Source organism: Desulforamulus ruminis DSM 2154, assembly GCF_000215085.1.
Lineage (GTDB): Bacteria > Bacillota > Desulfotomaculia > Desulfotomaculales > Desulfotomaculaceae > Desulfotomaculum > Desulfotomaculum ruminis.
This window is the reverse complement of record NC_015589.1, coordinates 1,178,149-1,193,667: the sequence shown is the minus strand read 5'-3', so window position 1 is coordinate 1,193,667 and position 15,519 is coordinate 1,178,149. Positions and strand designations below refer to the sequence as shown.

16 protein-coding genes are annotated in these 15,519 nt (G+C 51.7%); 1 reads left to right on the top strand and 15 read right to left on the bottom strand.

Features of this window, described 5'->3' with window-relative positions:
• Positions 1 to 49: 49 nt before the first annotated feature.
• The 4 genes from glyS to recO form a co-directional block, all read right to left on the bottom strand.
• On the bottom strand, positions 50 to 2,134 hold the full coding sequence (glyS, locus tag DESRU_RS05905; protein ID WP_013841206.1) for a glycine--tRNA ligase subunit beta: 2,085 nt from the start codon (positions 2,132 to 2,134) through the stop codon (positions 50 to 52).
• Complete coding sequence (gene glyQ, locus DESRU_RS05900) at positions 2,127 to 3,014, bottom strand: glycine--tRNA ligase subunit alpha (protein ID WP_013841205.1); 888 nt, start codon at positions 3,012 to 3,014, stop codon at positions 2,127 to 2,129. The genes glyS and glyQ overlap by 8 nt, the downstream gene beginning before the upstream one ends.
• A gap of 322 nt (positions 3,015 to 3,336) precedes the next feature.
• Entirely contained in the window at positions 3,337 to 3,786 is a 450-nt protein-coding gene (locus DESRU_RS05895) for a DUF4342 domain-containing protein (protein ID WP_013841204.1), read from the bottom strand.
• Positions 3,776 to 4,582 (bottom strand): DNA repair protein RecO, encoded by an 807-nt coding sequence (gene recO, locus DESRU_RS05890; RefSeq protein WP_013841203.1) that lies wholly within the window; start codon positions 4,580 to 4,582, stop codon positions 3,776 to 3,778. Before recO ends, DESRU_RS05895 begins: the two co-directional genes overlap by 11 nt.
• Positions 4,583 to 4,695: 113 nt before the next feature.
• Between recO and DESRU_RS05885 the strand changes: the two genes are divergently transcribed.
• The gene (locus DESRU_RS05885) at positions 4,696 to 5,253 is read left to right on the top strand and encodes a UbiX family flavin prenyltransferase (RefSeq protein WP_013841202.1); all 558 of its coding nucleotides are present in this window, start codon (positions 4,696 to 4,698) and stop codon (positions 5,251 to 5,253) included.
• 196 nt (positions 5,254 to 5,449) lie between these two features.
• Here DESRU_RS05885 and mgtE read toward each other — a convergent pair whose 3' ends face one another.
• The 11 genes from mgtE to floA all read right to left on the bottom strand — a co-directional run bounded on the left by mgtE (position 5,450) and on the right by floA (position 15,496).
• Positions 5,450 to 6,799: a magnesium transporter gene (gene mgtE / locus DESRU_RS05880; protein ID WP_013841201.1), complete on the bottom strand. Its 1,350-nt coding sequence runs from the start codon at positions 6,797 to 6,799 to the stop codon at positions 5,450 to 5,452.
• A 15-nt stretch (positions 6,800 to 6,814) separates the two neighbouring features.
• Positions 6,815 to 7,723, bottom strand: a complete 909-nt coding sequence (era, locus tag DESRU_RS05875) for a GTPase Era (protein ID WP_013841200.1) — start codon at positions 7,721 to 7,723, stop codon at positions 6,815 to 6,817.
• Between the two features lie 205 nt (positions 7,724 to 7,928).
• Complete coding sequence (gene cdd / locus DESRU_RS05870; RefSeq protein ID WP_013841199.1) at positions 7,929 to 8,315, bottom strand: cytidine deaminase; 387 nt, start codon at positions 8,313 to 8,315, stop codon at positions 7,929 to 7,931.
• Positions 8,316 to 8,470: 155 nt separating this feature from the next.
• Positions 8,471 to 8,833, bottom strand: a complete 363-nt coding sequence (locus DESRU_RS05865) for a diacylglycerol kinase family protein (protein WP_013841198.1) — start codon at positions 8,831 to 8,833, stop codon at positions 8,471 to 8,473.
• Entirely contained in the window at positions 8,833 to 9,294 is a 462-nt protein-coding gene (gene ybeY, locus DESRU_RS05860) for an rRNA maturation RNase YbeY (RefSeq protein ID WP_013841197.1), read from the bottom strand. Before ybeY ends, DESRU_RS05865 begins: the two co-directional genes overlap by 1 nt.
• Entirely contained in the window at positions 9,275 to 11,434 is a 2,160-nt protein-coding gene (locus DESRU_RS05855) for an HD family phosphohydrolase (RefSeq protein WP_013841196.1), read from the bottom strand. Before DESRU_RS05855 ends, ybeY begins: the two co-directional genes overlap by 20 nt.
• A gap of 35 nt (positions 11,435 to 11,469) precedes the next feature.
• Positions 11,470 to 12,432, bottom strand: coding sequence for a PhoH family protein (locus tag DESRU_RS05850; RefSeq protein WP_013841195.1), 963 nt, complete (start codon positions 12,430 to 12,432; stop codon positions 11,470 to 11,472).
• Positions 12,429 to 13,697: a sporulation protein YqfD gene (gene yqfD / locus DESRU_RS05845; RefSeq protein ID WP_013841194.1), complete on the bottom strand. Its 1,269-nt coding sequence runs from the start codon at positions 13,695 to 13,697 to the stop codon at positions 12,429 to 12,431. The genes DESRU_RS05850 and yqfD overlap by 4 nt, the downstream gene beginning before the upstream one ends.
• Positions 13,697 to 13,996: a sporulation protein YqfC gene (yqfC, locus tag DESRU_RS05840; protein ID WP_013841193.1), complete on the bottom strand. Its 300-nt coding sequence runs from the start codon at positions 13,994 to 13,996 to the stop codon at positions 13,697 to 13,699. Before yqfC ends, yqfD begins: the two co-directional genes overlap by 1 nt.
• A 55-nt stretch (positions 13,997 to 14,051) precedes the next feature.
• On the bottom strand, positions 14,052 to 14,480 hold the full coding sequence (locus DESRU_RS05835) for a hypothetical protein (protein WP_013841192.1): 429 nt from the start codon (positions 14,478 to 14,480) through the stop codon (positions 14,052 to 14,054).
• Between the two features lie 14 nt (positions 14,481 to 14,494).
• Entirely contained in the window at positions 14,495 to 15,496 is a 1,002-nt protein-coding gene (floA, locus tag DESRU_RS05830) for a flotillin-like protein FloA (RefSeq protein WP_041275621.1), read from the bottom strand.
• Positions 15,497 to 15,519 lie beyond the last annotated feature (23 nt).

The following is a 15,519-nucleotide window of genomic DNA, read 5'->3' as shown; positions in this document are numbered from 1 at the left end:
TAAAAAATCCCTTCTTTTGTGGAAATTTTTTTATAACTCCTGGATTATTTTAACCCTCTACCACAATTTTACTAAAATCAGCCACACGATTGCTCAAATGAACGATCCTTTTTAACAATGCCAAACGGTTGGCCTTCACCTTCTCATCCTCCACCATTACCATCACCTGCTCAAAAAAGCTGTTCAGAGGCTGCTGGATAGTGGTCACCAGGGCCAGGATCTCTGTATAACGCCGCTCCTCCTGCAGGGGTTCAACCCGGTTGGCCAGGGAAGTTAACTGCCGGTACAATTCCTGTTCGGCCGAATGCTCCAGACGGGACTCTTCAATAGCGTCGCCCGCAGCGTGTTTGGCCAGATTGTTGGCCCGGTTAAAAGCCAGCATCAGAGCTGCAAAAGCCGGCTGTTCGCGGAAGGAAGCCAAAGCCAGCCCCCGGTCCAGCACATCGGTGACATCATCAAAACCGGCGGCCAGTACAGCCTCTACCGTATCATAGGACAGGCCCCGGTCATTTAAGATTCCCTTGAGACGCTGTTTAAAAAATTCTTCAATCTCGGAAGTAACCTGTTCCAGGCTGAATTTCAGTTCCACGCCCTCACAATAGCCCTGATAGGACCAGGCGATCAGTTCCTTCAGGGAAAGATGCAGTTTTCCTTCGATACAAATGTGGCAGATGCCCAGTGCCTGCCGCCGCAGGGCATAGGGATCCTGGGAACCGGTGGGTTGAATGCCGATGGAAAAACACCCTACAATGGTATCCATCTTATCCGCCAGGCTCAAAATCCGTCCGGCCAGGGTTTCCGGCAGCCGGTCTCCGGCAAACCGGGGCAGGTAATGTTCAAAAACCGCCTCCGCCACCAGGGCCTCTTCCCCGTTGCGGATAGCGTATTCCCGGCCCATGACTCCCTGCAGTTCCGGAAACTCGTAAACCATATTGGTCACCAGGTCCGCCTTGGCCAGCAAAACCGCCCGCTGGATCTTTTCCTGCTGAGCTTCATCGGCCCCTAGAGACGCCCCTAAATGATCCGCCAGGGCGCCGATCCGGTCAATCTTATCGGCCATTGATCCCAGTCCCTCCAGGAAAACCACCTTTTTCAAACCGTTCACCTTGCCGGACAGCGGTTGTTTTAAATCCTCCTCAAAGAAGAATTTGGCATCCGCCAGTCTGGCCCGGAGCACCTTTTCGTTCCCCGCTGCAACGATGTCAATATACTCCTTGGTGCCATTTCTGACAGCAATAAATTTATTTAAAAGTTCTCCCCCTGAACCCAAAACCGGAAAATAGCGCTGGTGTTCCTGCATGGGGGTTATCAGCACCGCAGCGGGCAGCTCCAGGTAATTCCGGTCAAAACTGCCGCACAGGGCGGTGGGCCACTCAACAATATTGGTGATCTCATCCAGTAAATCTTCGTCCAGTTGCACCCGGCCCCCTTCCCCTTGAGCCAGTTCCTGCACCTGCTGCCGGATCAGTTCCTTGCGTTCCGCCGGGTCCACCAGCACATAAGCTTCCCGGATTTTGACCCAATACTCTGCCGGCTGGGCAATGTCCAGGGATCCCTTAGACAGAAAGCGATGGCCATAGGTGCTTCTGCCGGACTGCAGGCCGGCCAGTTTAAAGGGTACCACTTGATCGCCGTAAAGAGCCAGCAGCCAGCGAATGGGGCGGGCAAAGCGCATCTCCAAAGATCCCCAGCGCATGGGCTTGGGGAAGTTCAGGCCGGTAATCAGCCCGGGGGCAATTTCCGCCAGGACCTTATCCGTAGGCTGGCCTTCTTCCCGTTTCACAGCGTAAAGATATTCCACCTGACCGATGTTTCTAACCACCAGATCTTCTAAACGGGCCCCCTGGGAACGAAGAAAACCCTGGATGGCTTTGGTGGGATTGCCGTCCACATCAAAGGCGGCCTTTTTAGCCGGACCCTTTACTTCCTTTTCCAGGGGTTCCTGCCTTTCCGCCAGTTCCTTTACCAGCAGCACCAGACGACGGGGCGTTCCGTAGGCGGCAATCTCCCCATGAGTCATTCGTTTTTCATGAAATATTTTACCGGCCAGTTCCTTCAGTTGATCTAAAGCAGGGTTTAAAAAACGAGCGGGCATTTCTTCAATGCCAATTTCCAATAAAAAATCCTTAGCCATTTAGGCTGCCCCCTTTCTTTAACAAAGGAAATCCTAATCTTTCCCGCTGTTCCACATAGACCTGGGCACAAGCCCTGGCCATTTGGCGCACCCTGGCGATAAAGCCCTGGCGCTCGGAAACACTGATGGCCCCCCGGGCATCCAGCAGGTTAAAAGTATGGGAGCATTTCAATACGTAATCATAGGCCGGCAATACCAGATTCTTTTCCAAAATCCGGTTGGCTTCGGTTTCATACATGTCAAAGAGATCAAAAAGCATTTCCGTATCGGCCACCTCAAAATTATAGCCGGACTGCTCCACTTCGTTTTGATGGTAAACATCTCCGTAGGTAATATCCCCTACCCAGACAATATCAAACACCCGGTCCTTTTGCTGCACAAACATGGCCAACCGCTCCAGGCCATAGGTAATTTCCGCGCTGACCGGATGGCAGTCAATGCCGCCGCATTGCTGGAAGTAGGTAAACTGGGTCACTTCCATGCCGTCCAGCCATACTTCCCAGCCCAGCCCCCAGGCGCCCAGGGTGGGGGACTCCCAGTTATCTTCCACAAAGCGGATGTCGTGCTTGTCGGGATCAATGCCAATGGCCCGCAGGGAATCCAAATAAATGGGAATCACCTCGTCCGGAGAGGGTTTTAAAATCACCTGATATTGAAAATAGTGCTGCAGGCGGTTGGGGTTTTCGCCATAGCGTCCGTCGGTAGGACGACGGGAGGGCTCCACATAGGCTACCCGCCAGGGCTCCGGGCCCAGGGCTCGCAAAAAAGTGGCGGGGTTCATGGTCCCGGCACCCTTTTCCATGTCGTAGGGCTGTTGAATGATGCAGTTTTGCTCGGCCCAAAATTGATTCAGGGCCAAAATAAGCTCTTGGAAGTTCAAAATTCCTATTCCTCCTTTAATTTAAACAGTGCATAAAAATACAAAACTCCCGTCACTGACATAACGTCAGGGACGGGAGATGCTTCCCGCGGTTCCACCCTGTTTGACTGTTGCCCAGTCCACCTTCATTGACTGCAGGATTTACTTACCCTTGAGGGCTTTCCCCCTGCGGCTCAGGAATCCCATGATCCGGTTTGTTTTGCCGGCTTCCACCCGCCCGGCTCGCTTTAAAAACAAAAATCCCCAATCATTTTTCCGTCATCACCAGTTTTTGAGTTATATACCCAAAAATTTACCAAAGGAACAGCTTCTTGTCAAGAACTTAATGCTTTGGTTCCGAAGCGTCAAAGGGCGGTTCGGGCACCTCCACTTCCGGCTCCCAACGGTCTTTATCATTATCAAATTCCAGCCGGTAGTTATTGGCCAGTCCGGCAATGGTTCCAATGGCCCCCACAATCAGTATGGGAGTGCTGGCCATGGCGCCCAAGACCCCTAGCGCACCTACGGTAGCGGGGAATTCAACCACCGTGCGGTCGTCTTTTTTCACCTTTACCTTGGTCTTATGCCCTTTTTCCACCATGGTTTTAATTTGACTTACAAATTCCGTTCCCTTGCCATGAATCTTCTCATTCCAGTCCCGATTTTTCTGCTCTAACCTTATTAAAGCCTGAACCACGTCCCCTTCGGCGTCATCCAGAGCTTCCTTTGCCTCCTTGTATCCGACACCAAGCCGGGCACGGATTAGATCAATTTTTTCCAACTCACTGGTCACCGGATGGTCCTCCTTTCAAATCCTTTGTATTATTTGTACCCCCACCCGGGTTATTTTTATACAGTTGTTCCAGAAAATCCGCGGACTTTAGTCTCTTTTCCAGATAATATTCAATATATGCTCCTAAAAGGGCTTTTAGTTCCTTCCTTAACATCTCCGGCAGTTTAAGCTGGTGCAGTTTGGACAGCTCCCAGCGGTAAAGAATCTTTAAGGACTCCAGGGTTCCCCGGTTAAAAATCTGGGTTTTGTTTTCCATACCCGCGCATTCCCGGCAGAGCAGCCCGCCCTGCCGGGAAGAAAACCAGAGCTTGGTTTCCACCAGGGAAGCTCCGCAGGCGGAACAGTGCTCCAATTCAGGCTTAAACCCGGCCAATTCCATAAGTTTCGCTTCAAAAGCCCGCAGGGCCATCTCCCGGTGGCCTCCGGACACCAGGTGCAGCGTACCCAGGAGAAGTCCGAAAAGGTACGGGTTGGCTTCTCCTTCTCCGGTAAACCCGTCCAATAAATCGGCCACGTAAGCAGCGGCAGTCAGCCGGTCCAGGTCTCCCCGCAAATCAGGGAAGGCGTCCAGGAGATCCGCCTGACTGATGGAATCCAGTTCTCTTCCCCGGTGCAGCATGAAGGATGAATAACAAAAGGGCTGCACTGCTCCCCGCTTGCGGCTGTTTGGTTTCGCGGCCCCGTGGGCCACCACCCGCTGTTTCCCACGCTGAACGGAATAAAGGGTTAAAATTTTGTCCGCTTCTCTCATATCCCTGGATTTCAAAACAACGGCGTCCACTTTGTAGGTCTTCATGGCATGCACCTTTCATTTATCATATATGGCAAGTATAACGGTTCTCCAGGCAAATTGAAATGTACTTTTACTTTGCAAATAGCCCGGCGGGCCTGTACAATGGTGGAGAGGTGATGACCGTGCGAATTGTGGTGGCAATTACCGGAGCCACCGGTGTCATTTATGGCATAACCCTCTTGGGACAACTGAAAAAAATGGAAGTGGAAACTCACCTGATCCTCAGCCGGTGGGCCCGCCATACCATTGAATTGGAAACTTCTTATACCGTTGAACAGGTGTCGGCGCTGGCCCACGTGGAACATGCCGAAGAAAACCTGGCCGCAGCCGTATCCAGTGGATCCTTCCGGCATCACGGCATGGTTATTGCCCCCTGCAGCATGAAGACTCTGGCCGGGCTGGCCCACGGTTACGCTGAAAACCTGATTGTTCGCGCCGGGGACGTTACTTTAAAGGAAGGCCGTCCCCTGATCCTTGTTCCCCGGGAAACCCCCTTGAATACCATTCACCTGGAAAACATGCTGCGGCTGACCCGGGCTGGAGCGGTAATCCTTCCCCCCATGCCGGCCTTTTATCAACACCCCGCCACCCTCCAGGACATTGTGGATCAAACCGTCGGCCGCATCCTGGACCGGCTGGGCCTTGAGAATGATCTGGTTAAAAGGTGGTCTTAGTCCTTATATAACCGAGGCTGTTGCAGAAGAACCCGGGATGGTTGGATTGCGCAGCCCTTTATTTTTCAAAAAATAATAGAACGCGGATTTTTCGGATTTTCACGGATTCTCGCGGATTTTATCATTTTTAATAAAAATCCGTGTAAATCCGTATCATCCGTTCAATCCGCGTTCTATTTCTTATTAGCCCGGTTGATTACAATAGCAATAACGTAGCCAAACTGAAATAAATGAACATGCTGGTTACATCCATAAAGGTGGCGATAAAAGGACCGGAAGCCACGGCGGGGTCAAAGCCCAGACGGTTCATGACCACCGGGAAAAAACTTCCCAGCATGGTGGAGATGGTGATGTTCACGGTCAGGGCCAGCCCCACCACTAATCCCAGCAGCGGGCTTCCCTGCCACAGGAAGGCCACCAGGGCCAGCACCGAACCCGCCACCAGGCCGATAATAAGCCCTACCTGGGCTTCCTTTAAAATGGCCTTCAGCAGCTTGCGCTGATCTACTTCTCCGGTGGCCAGCCCCCGGACCACCAGGGTTAGGGACTGGGTGGCGGCATTGCCCGGCCCTCCGGCCATGGCGGTGATAAAAAAGGCCAGGGCCGTTACCTGTTCCAGAGTCCCTGAAAATCCTTTAATCACATTCCCCGCGATCAATCCTCCGAACAGCAGGGCAATCAACCAGGGCAATCTACGGAAAGCCCGCTGCCAGGCCCCGGTTTCCACCAGATCCTGATCCTCCGCATCCAGGTTGGCCAGCTTCAGAATATCTTCCGTGGCCTCTTCCTCCAGAACATCCAGCACGTCATCCACCGTGACAATGCCCAGTAACTGATCTCGATCATTGACCACCGGAATAGAGATAAAGTCATATTTGGCCACCATTTTGGCCACTTTCTCCTGGTCATCCCAGACGTTGGCATAAATGACCCGCCGGTTCATCACCTGTTCCATGCGGGCCTCCGGAGGAGCCATGATCAACTCTCGCAGGGAGATGACCCCGGTCAACTGGGCCTGCTCATTGATTAAATAAATGTGATAAACGGTCTCCACCTCGGAACCTACTTGCCGCAGATACTCCAGGGCTTCGGCCGCCGTAACTTCCTCTTTCAGGGAGACATATTCGGTGGTCATAATCCCACCGGCGGTATCTTCGCCGTATTTTAAAAGCTCCCGGACATCCTGGGCCTCGGAAGCCTCCATTAAGCTTAGAAGCTGGTCCTTTTGATTTTCCGGTAATTCTCCCAGGATATCCGCCGCATCATCATCGGACATGGCATTTAGCACATCGGCCAATCGCTTGGGACCTAAGGCCTCCAGCAGGGGAGAAATCATATCCCGGTCCAGCTCGTACAAAACCAGGGCGGCCCTCTCGGGACCGGCCGCCCGCATCACCCGGATCCTTTGGGCCAGGGGTACCCGGGACAGAGCTTCCGCAATGTCCGCCGGGTGCAGGTCTTTCAGACAATCCTTCAGCTTGTTTTCATTGATTTGTCCCAAACACGCTTCAATCACCTGAATAGATTCGGCTGCCCGCTGTGCCACACTTTCACCCCAGTCCTATTCCTCTTCAAAAAGGCCAAAATTTTTAAGATCCCCCACTTTATTGCGCCAATCCTTCTTCACTTTAACCCAAAGCTCCAGATATACTTTGGAGCCCAGCAGGTTTTCAATTTCTTCTCTGGCCCGCCGGCCCACTTCCTTTAACATTTTACCGCCTTTGCCAATTAAAATGGCCTTTTGGGAATCCCGCTCGGTATAAATGACTGCATTGACCGCCACCAGACCGTTGCTGCGCTTTTGCATTTGTTCAACCACCACTGCCACCGAATGGGGAATCTCTTCACTGGTCAGGTGTAAAACCTTTTCCCGGACAATCTCAGCCATAATAAACCGCTCCGGGCGGTCGGTTACCATTTCCGCCGGGTAATATTGGGGGCCTTCCGGCAGGTACCGAATAATCACGTCAATGAGCCGGTCCACATTTTCTCCGGCCAGGGCGGAAACCGGCACAATCTCTGCGAAAGGCGCCAGGTCCTTGTATTGATGAATCCGCTCCAGTATTTCCTCTTTTTTGATCAGGTCAATTTTATTTAAAAGCAAAAAAACCGGGGTTTTTAGCCCTTTAAGCTGCTCGGCGATATACTGATCTCCGGCCCCCGGCGGATCGCTGGCTTCTGCCAGAAACAGCACCACGTCCACTTCTTTGAGCGCGCCCAGGGCCACATCCACCAGATGTTCGCCCAGCTTGTGACGGGGTTTGTGAATCCCCGGTGTATCCAGAAAAATAATTTGCGCGTCGTTCCTGCTCAGCACCGAATGTATTTTATGCCGGGTGGTCTGAGGTTTATCGGACATAATAGCCACCTTTTGACCCACCAGCTTATTTAACAAAGTTGATTTTCCTACATTGGGCCGCCCTACCAAGGCCACAAAACCCGAACGGTATCCCTCGGGCGTATTGAACATTGAATAACCTCCTCTTGCCTTATGGGTATTGCTTATGGGTCTAGTTGTTAGCCTTATAAGCACTACTCATGGGTCCAGTTGTTAGTGTACGGGTATTTCTTTTGAGCTTGATCCCTTACAGGACCCTTCAGGAACACCTCATAGACTAATAACAGGACCCGGGGAAATGCTCCAAAGGCTAACAACGGGACCCCGGAGAAATACCCTATAGTTTAAACGCTCCCGGTAAAAGTTCGTCCACAGTAACGGTTTTATATTCTCCTTTCAAGTTGGCCATATGCACTTTAATATGGCCGCCAAATTCAGACAATACCTGGCGGCAGGCGCCGCAGGGGCTGCACAGGTCCGGTACATCGGCCACCACGGCAATGGAATCAAACTCTCGGCAGCCCTCGGATATGGCTTTAAAAAGAGCCGTCCGCTCGGCGCAGCAGGTAAGTCCGTAGGAAGCATTCTCTACATTACAGCCGGTAAAAATACGACCGTCGCTGGTGGCCAGGGCAGCACCCACTTTAAACTTGGAATAAGGCACATAGGCCTTTTCTCTGGCCTCCAGGGCCATATGGATAAGTCTTTCCGCAGCGATACTCATTTAATCAACTCCTTCTTTGCTTAGGGGGTATTCTAGCCTCAAAGGCGTTTCTTCGGGGTCCCGTTGTTGGCCTTACAGGCCTTGCTTTCGGGTCCTGTTGCTAGACTATACGTATTCCATTGGGTCTTATTCCATTTTCTACAGGACCCGTAAGGCTAGCCGGCCATCTTCGGCCACAGTACCAGATAGGCCACAATGATTGAATTGATGGCGGCCAGTAATACGGCTCCGGCGGCGCAGTCCTTGGCAATTTTGGCCAGGGGGTGCTGCCGGGGGCAGTACAGGTCCAGGGCGGCTTCGATGGCTGTGTTCAGCATTTCGGCCATTAGAACCAGAAAAACAGCAAAAGTGATTGCCAGCCACTCTCCCCGGGACAAACGCAAAAAAAGGCCCACCGTCACCACCAGAAAGGTTGCAACCATGTGAACCTTCATATTTCTTTGGGTTTTTAAGGCATGCAGGATTCCGGCCAGAGCGTATAAAAAACTGCGGTAAAAAGGTTTCCGAGACAAAATCATCACCTGGTAATATGGAGGCGGTTCAACACAGCCTCCTCTTTATCCCTCATCACTTTTCTGCCTACATCGTCTTCATGATCGTAACCCAAGAGATGCAGGGAACCATGGGCCGTAAGGTAGGCCACTTCCCGCTCAAAACTGTGGCCGTATTCCAAGGCTTGTCGCTGGGCGGTCGGCAAGGAAATAACAATATCTCCCAGCAGGTCCTCCGAGTCCTCCTCCTCCGGCATCGCTTCTCCTTCATTCATCGCAAAGGATAAAACGTCCGTAGGCCTGTCCACACCCCGGTATTCAGCATTCAGGCTTTGGATGTAGGCGTCGTCAACAAAAATCAATCCCACTTCCGCCTCGGGAGAATAGTCCTCGGACTTAAGACACTGGAGAACAACCGCTTCAACCAGTTTGATCAGGCTTTCCTCCACGGGTAATTCTTCCTGCAGATTACTTACGAGCACCGGCATGTCGGGTCTTTCTCCTTTCCATCTCTTGTTTCATGTCAGGATACTCAATGCGGGTGTGGAATATACCCGATAGCACCCTTACAAAGCTGTTGGCAATGGCGTCCAGATCCTTAAAGGTTAGGTTGCATTCGTCCAGTTGTCCGTCCATCAGGCGGTCTTTGATAATTTTCCGGACCAGCCCTTCCACCCTGCCTGCGGTGGGGTTCTGCAAAGACCGGACGGCTGCTTCGATATTGTCGGCCAACATCACAATGGCCGCTTCTTTGGTTCTGGGTTTGGGCCCTTCGTAACGGAAATCCTCCTCGTTGATGGTTTCGTTGCGATCCCCTTCCAGTGCCTTATGATAAAAATAACTCACCAGACTCTGGCCATGGTGCTGCTCAATAATATCAATAATGGGCTGGGGAAGCTTGTGTTCTCTGGCCAGTTCCACCCCATCCTTAACATGGGAGGTCAGAATCAAGGTGCTCAGAGAAGGGGCGATTTTATCATGGGGGTTATCCCCGCCCAGTTGGTTTTCAATAAAAAAGAAGGGACGCTTGATTTTGCCGATATCGTGGTAATAGGCCCCCACCCGCACCACCAGGGGTTCCGCTCCCACAACTTCCGCCGCCGCCTCGGCCAGGTTCCCCACCAAAATACTGTGATGATAGCTTCCGGGCGCATCGGTCATCAATTGCTTCAGCAAGGGATTATTGGGATTGGAAAGCTCCAGCAGCCTTACTGTGGAAGTTATGCCAAAACTAGTTTCCAAATAAGGCAGGGCACCGTTGGTGAGGATGGAGGATAAAAGGCCGTTGGCAATCCCCAGGGCCAGGGCGGAAGTAATCAGTAGATACCAGGGAAGCCCGCTCAGCAGACCGGCAATAGCAATAATCACCACATTGGCGATTCCTACGTAAATTCCTGCCCGGACCAGGTCCCCCCGCTGACTTAATTTAGAAACACTGAAAACCCCGCTGACTCCCCCCACAAAGGCCACCAGGCCAAAGTCAAACTGGTTTCCGGACATGACACCCAGCAAAAGAGCTAAATTCATTACCACCAGCAAGGCCAATCTGGATTCTAACAAAATGGTAATCAGCATCCCGGCTGCAGCCAAAGGAGCCACATAACCTAACAGCGCGCCCAATTCCGGCCACTGGCTGATATTAATGGCCATAATGGAGCGGGATACAAACAAAACGATCACAACAATAATGCCGATCAAATTCAGGTAACTGATATTTTGGTAAATGCTCTTCTGATGAATATAAGTATACAGAAGGGTGACCGCCATCAGCAGAGCTACCAGCAGACCGGTGCCAAAAAGGGTGTTAAAGGTATGCTCCGGCCTGGAAAGTCCTAGAGCCTGGAGCTTAGCGATGTGTTCTTCGGTCACCACGTCTCCCTGGGTGATGATCCGTTCCCGGAACTGGATGTTTACCCGCACCGGAGGAACACTCTCCGCTGCTTCCTGCTGCAGCATGTGGTATTTTTCCTCGTCAAAAAAGGCATTGGCCCGAAGGGAATGCTTTACCAGAGCCTGCCCCAAAGCCTTATAGGGCTCCTGAAACTGTCTGGCGGCAATTTTGGAAGCAGCCTGGGTCTTGGCCCCCTCTAACTGGTCGCTGGTAATCCCTTCTCCCTGATCCATCACTTCCGTTAAAACAATGGTAATTCCCTCAGCCAATTGATCGGTGCTGGCCGGATTGCCGCCGGCCAGGGCTGTAAGCACTTCCTCGCTGAGGCTAAAGGGCAGGAGGGCTTTTAACTGGGACGCCCTCTCGCTAATCTCTGCGTCGGTATTGGCCTGGATCTGTTTAACATCATCCAGCAACTGGTTGATATCCCGCCGGACCGCCGCCGAGATTTCCTGATTCATTTCAGGAACCTGAGGCACTTTCTCCATGGCCTTCTGCCGCTCCTCGGCGGTTTTTTCCTGATCCACGTAAATGACGTTTCTAGGGGCGTATATGGTGGAAGGAGAGATTTCACCCACCTGCAGGTTTACTTTTTGCGGCACAAAATCAAAGGAAACCAGCAGGGTGATCAGTACAAAAAACAAAGCTGCAGCTAAATACCGTCTAAAGTTTTTATTTTTCCATAGCAGGGAAAGGCCCTTTAGCAGACCCCCACCCACATGGCGTAATGAAAGCATATTTTTCACTCCCTGACCTGACAATCAGGCTTTGCCTAAAGTTCCGCCTGTTGTTCATAAGCCCGGATAATTTCCACTACCAGGGGATGCCGCACAATATCTGCGGCAGACATCCATTGAAAAGCAATCCCCGGTACCGCTTCAAGCACACGCTTGGCATCCACTAAACCGGAGCTCTGCCCCTTAGGCAGGTCAATTTGGGTTATGTCCCCGGTAATAACCGCCTTGGAGCCAAACCCCAGGCGGGTTAGAAACATCTTCATTTGTTCCGGCGTGGTGTTCTGCGCTTCATCCAAAATAATAAAGGAATCCTCCAGAGTCCTGCCCCGCATATAGGCTAAAGGGGCAATCTCAATAATGCTTCTTTCCACATATTTTTGGGTATGGTCGGAACCTAGAATATCATACAAGCTGTCGTACAGGGGCCTCAGGTAAGGGTCGATTTTCTCCTGCAGGTCTCCGGGCAAAAAGCCAAGCTTTTCACCGGCCTCAACAGCCGGTCTGGTTAAAATAATACGGTTGACTTCTTTCCTTCTTAAAGCATTAACAGCCATGGCCACCGCCAGGTAGGTTTTACCGCTCCCGGCAGGGCCAATGGCAAATACAATGTCATGGCTTTTAATATTTTCAATGTAATCCTTCTGCCCCAGGGTTTTCGGCTTTACCTGCTTGCCCCGGGCGTTTACCAGCACCACGTCTTTGGCTAAGCTGGTCAGCGGCTGTTTAATTCCGGATTTAACCGAACGGAGGGCATATAAAATTTCATGCCTTCCCAGGTGGTTGCCGGCTTTATAGAAATCCAACAATTGTGAAAAAACCTCTTTACCCTGCTCAACCTGTTCTGCAGAACCCATGATGGTAAGCTCTTCGCCCCGGACCACCACCTTAACATTCAAGCTTTGTTCAATCAAGTTCAGGTGCTCGTCCTGTTTGCCAAAAAGGGCGGCTGCGGCTTCAATATCGTTCATTACCATCTTTGCCTCTGTTCGCTCGGTCAATACATATCCTCCTCATTGACTTTAAAGGGTTTCGTCTGGCCGATATCCTCAACGGTTTCCACGAAAACCTTTATCCGTACCAGTTCTTCCAATCGTCCGGTATTAATTTCTTCCAGACGCTGTTGGGTTATTTTGGCGCCTTCCGGCAGTTTTGCACGGAGTTCTTCCATGGCCCTTTGCTCAGCAATCTTTTTGGCCCCGGCAGAACCATGATTTAACCGGTGAATGATTTTCTCCCGGTAGCGCACAGTACTAAGTTCGACGGGAAATTGGATATTCCTCCATTGGGGAAGTCTTTTAACCAATTGTTTGGTCTCGTCATGCTGGTACGGAGAACTCTTGGGGCCTGATATGATTATTTCCTTGGACCCAAATTTAATACGAACCGATGTTTTTTCTTGTCCTGAAAACTCCTCCATCGTTTCTCTAAGCAGGCATTCGCCATAGCCCTCATACCAAACCCTGGCCCGCACAATGCCCTTGGCCTGGACAAAATGGCTGATATATTTGGGTTCCGGCGGTTCCTGTCCTTCCGGAAGAGGCTGCGTGCTGGGCTCCGGCTTTATTTCCTCTTGGGTTTCCCCGCTAATCAGCACCTGCCCCGGTAATACCGTATCTCCCTCTTTGACCATAGCCTGCCCCTTTAGCACCAACACTTCTTTAATCAAGCCTGCTTTGCCGGCAATAATATGGGCAGGGCCTTTATTGACATCCTCCGTCACCAGTTTCCGTTCCGCAATTTCAATGGTAACCCGGGTTCCTTCCACCGTAATACCGGCCCAGGCCACCGAAGGCAGTTGGTCCCGGATTTCTTTTTCAACGGCTTTCACGTCCAGGTTCCATTTGGCCATGCCCGGCCTGAGCCCCGCTTGGGAGGCAATTCCCTTGATTTGTTGAGGCGATAGCTTGTCTGTCCCAGTTACATCAATAAACCAGACAAAGGAAGACAAAAGGTACAGGGTTACCAGAAAAACCACCGCTCCAATGGCCAGCAGCTTCCGTTGGCGCAACCGGTGGCTAAAGAAAGGCAAGCCCCGCCGCTCCACAATTTTAAAACGACTTCCGGTTGTCTTGGCGATGTGCCGTAAGGGCCGAACCTCCGAAATGCGGACCTTGGCCTGGATGGCATGGTTGTTTAAGCGGACAATGTCCCAGAGAAAGATGCCCCTGCCCGCAGCCATGTTTACGAATTTTTCCAGGGACTCCCCCTGCACCATCAGAGAAACATATCCGGTTAAAAGAGAAAGTAATTTAATCCGTATCATTACCACACCTCCCCGGGCTCAAGAAAAGCAAGGGCTTTGATCCGGCCTTCCACACAAATTTCATCGGTTTTTATATTGCGGAGCATCAAGGTTGCGCCGGAAATACCCACTTCCCCTTCGCCAACTTTAACCCGCACCTTGTCGGAGGTATATTCCACAATCCCCCTGTGGTTTTCAATAAAAACCTGCATATTGCCCACCAAAACAATCTTAGGCAAGTCCAACATAATATCGCTGGGAATTTCTAAAAAATCAGAAACCTGTTTTTTTAACCTTTTCTGCAAATCCCGTAAGGACATAAAAAATCCCCTCCTCGGAATAACTTTATGCACTCCGGGAAGGGAAAATTACTAATTAATGGTATCTGTTTCTACTGCGGCGGGCCAGGGGAGGCCCCAAAATCTCGGAAAGGATAATACCGCTTTTCAGCATGCCGGGGGTTATTTCCCCCTCTTGCAGCCGTTGTTCCAGCGAAACAACGCCACTGCCTTCTGCACAGACCGGATCTTTTAAAGCAGGCAGAGGTCGGTTTTTGACCGCTCTCTTTGGCGCCGGCTTTTCTTGCAGCTTATATTCCGCAGGGGCTGCCGCGGGAGGGGCTAAAACCACATTCCCGGGCTTCTTCTTTTCTTCCGGCGGCCCCCATTTACCTCGGAGGTCCGGCGGCAGACGGTACTGCGGAATTTCCTCAGTATCCCCTTCAGGGGGTATTCCCGGCTTGTCACGGCCGGATAAGGCCTTAAAGATGCTCCAGAGGATCAATATCAGTATTAGGGTATTCATGAAGCATCACTTCCTTACTCTGTATCTTGCTTACGATTCATCGGGTTCTGCTGGGGCCCGGAAGAAATGGATTCCCTCATCTTGGTGTCGGCCAGGATATTTTGCATATTATAATAATCCATGACACCCAGCCTGCCGGAGCGGAAAGCCTCGGCCATGGCCCTGGGCACCTCGGACTCCGCCTCTACCACCTTGGCCCTCATTTCCTGCACCCTGGCCTTCATTTCCTGTTCCTGGGCCACTGCCATGGCCCGGCGCTCTTCGGCCTTGGCCTGGGCAATATTTTTATCGGCCTCCGCCTGATCGGTCTGCAGTTGCGCTCCGATGTTGCGTCCAATGTCCACATCGGCAATATCAATGGAAAGGATCTCAAAGGCCGTTCCCGCATCCAGGCCCTTGGACAAAACCGTTTTGGAAATATTATCGGGATTTTCTAAAACCTGCTTGTGGCTGGAAGTAGAACCGCAACTGGTCACAACCCCCTCACCAACCCTGGCAATGATGGTTTCTTCCCCGGCGCCGCCCACCAGACGGTCAATATTGGCCCTTACGGTAACTCGTGCCACCGTCTTCAGTTCAATACCGTCCTTGGCCACCGCACTAATTACAGGGGTTTCGATGACCTTTGGATTTACGCTCATCTGCACCGCTTCCAAAACATTCCGGCCGGCCAAATCAATGGCCGCGGCCCGCTCAAACTGCAGGGGAATATTGGCCCGCTCCGCGGCGATTAAAGCATCCACCACCCGGTCTACATTGCCCCCGGCCAGATAATGGGCCTCCAGTTGATCCACCGTAATATCAATCCCTGCTTTATCGGCTTTAATCAGGGGATTAACAATTAATGCCGGGGGCACCCTGCGCAGCCTCATACCGATCAGCGTAACAATCCCTACCCTGACTCCTGCGGCCAGGGCCGAAATCCACAAGCCCACCGGGATAAAACTCAAAAGCACCACCAGAAAAACGATACACAGCATGACTACCAATAAAAAAGCAAGACTACCGGTACCCAACACACGCAATTCCTCCTTTATAT

Excerpts from the sequence above, each read along its gene's own strand:
- recO (WP_013841203.1), bottom strand. The coding sequence starts at position 4,582 with ATGAAGACCTACAAAGTGGACGCCGTTGTTTTGAAATCCAGGGATATG.
- glyS (WP_013841206.1), bottom strand. The coding sequence starts at position 2,134 with ATGGCTAAGGATTTTTTATTGGAAATTGGCATTGAAGAAATGCCCGCT.
- era (WP_013841200.1), bottom strand. The coding sequence starts at position 7,723 with ATGTTCAATACGCCCGAGGGATACCGTTCGGGTTTTGTGGCCTTGGTA.
- yqfC (WP_013841193.1), bottom strand. The coding sequence starts at position 13,996 with ATGTCCTTACGGGATTTGCAGAAAAGGTTAAAAAAACAGGTTTCTGAT.
- ybeY (WP_013841197.1), bottom strand. The coding sequence starts at position 9,294 with ATGCCGGTGCTCGTAAGTAATCTGCAGGAAGAATTACCCGTGGAGGAA.
- DESRU_RS05885 (WP_013841202.1), top strand. The coding sequence starts at position 4,696 with ATGACCGTGCGAATTGTGGTGGCAATTACCGGAGCCACCGGTGTCATT.
- DESRU_RS05855 (WP_013841196.1), bottom strand. The coding sequence starts at position 11,434 with ATGCTTTCATTACGCCATGTGGGTGGGGGTCTGCTAAAGGGCCTTTCC.
- DESRU_RS05865 (WP_013841198.1), bottom strand. The coding sequence starts at position 8,833 with ATGATTTTGTCTCGGAAACCTTTTTACCGCAGTTTTTTATACGCTCTG.
- DESRU_RS05835 (WP_013841192.1), bottom strand. The coding sequence starts at position 14,480 with ATGAATACCCTAATACTGATATTGATCCTCTGGAGCATCTTTAAGGCC.
- cdd (WP_013841199.1), bottom strand. The coding sequence starts at position 8,315 with ATGAGTATCGCTGCGGAAAGACTTATCCATATGGCCCTGGAGGCCAGA.
- yqfD (WP_013841194.1), bottom strand. The coding sequence starts at position 13,697 with ATGATACGGATTAAATTACTTTCTCTTTTAACCGGATATGTTTCTCTG.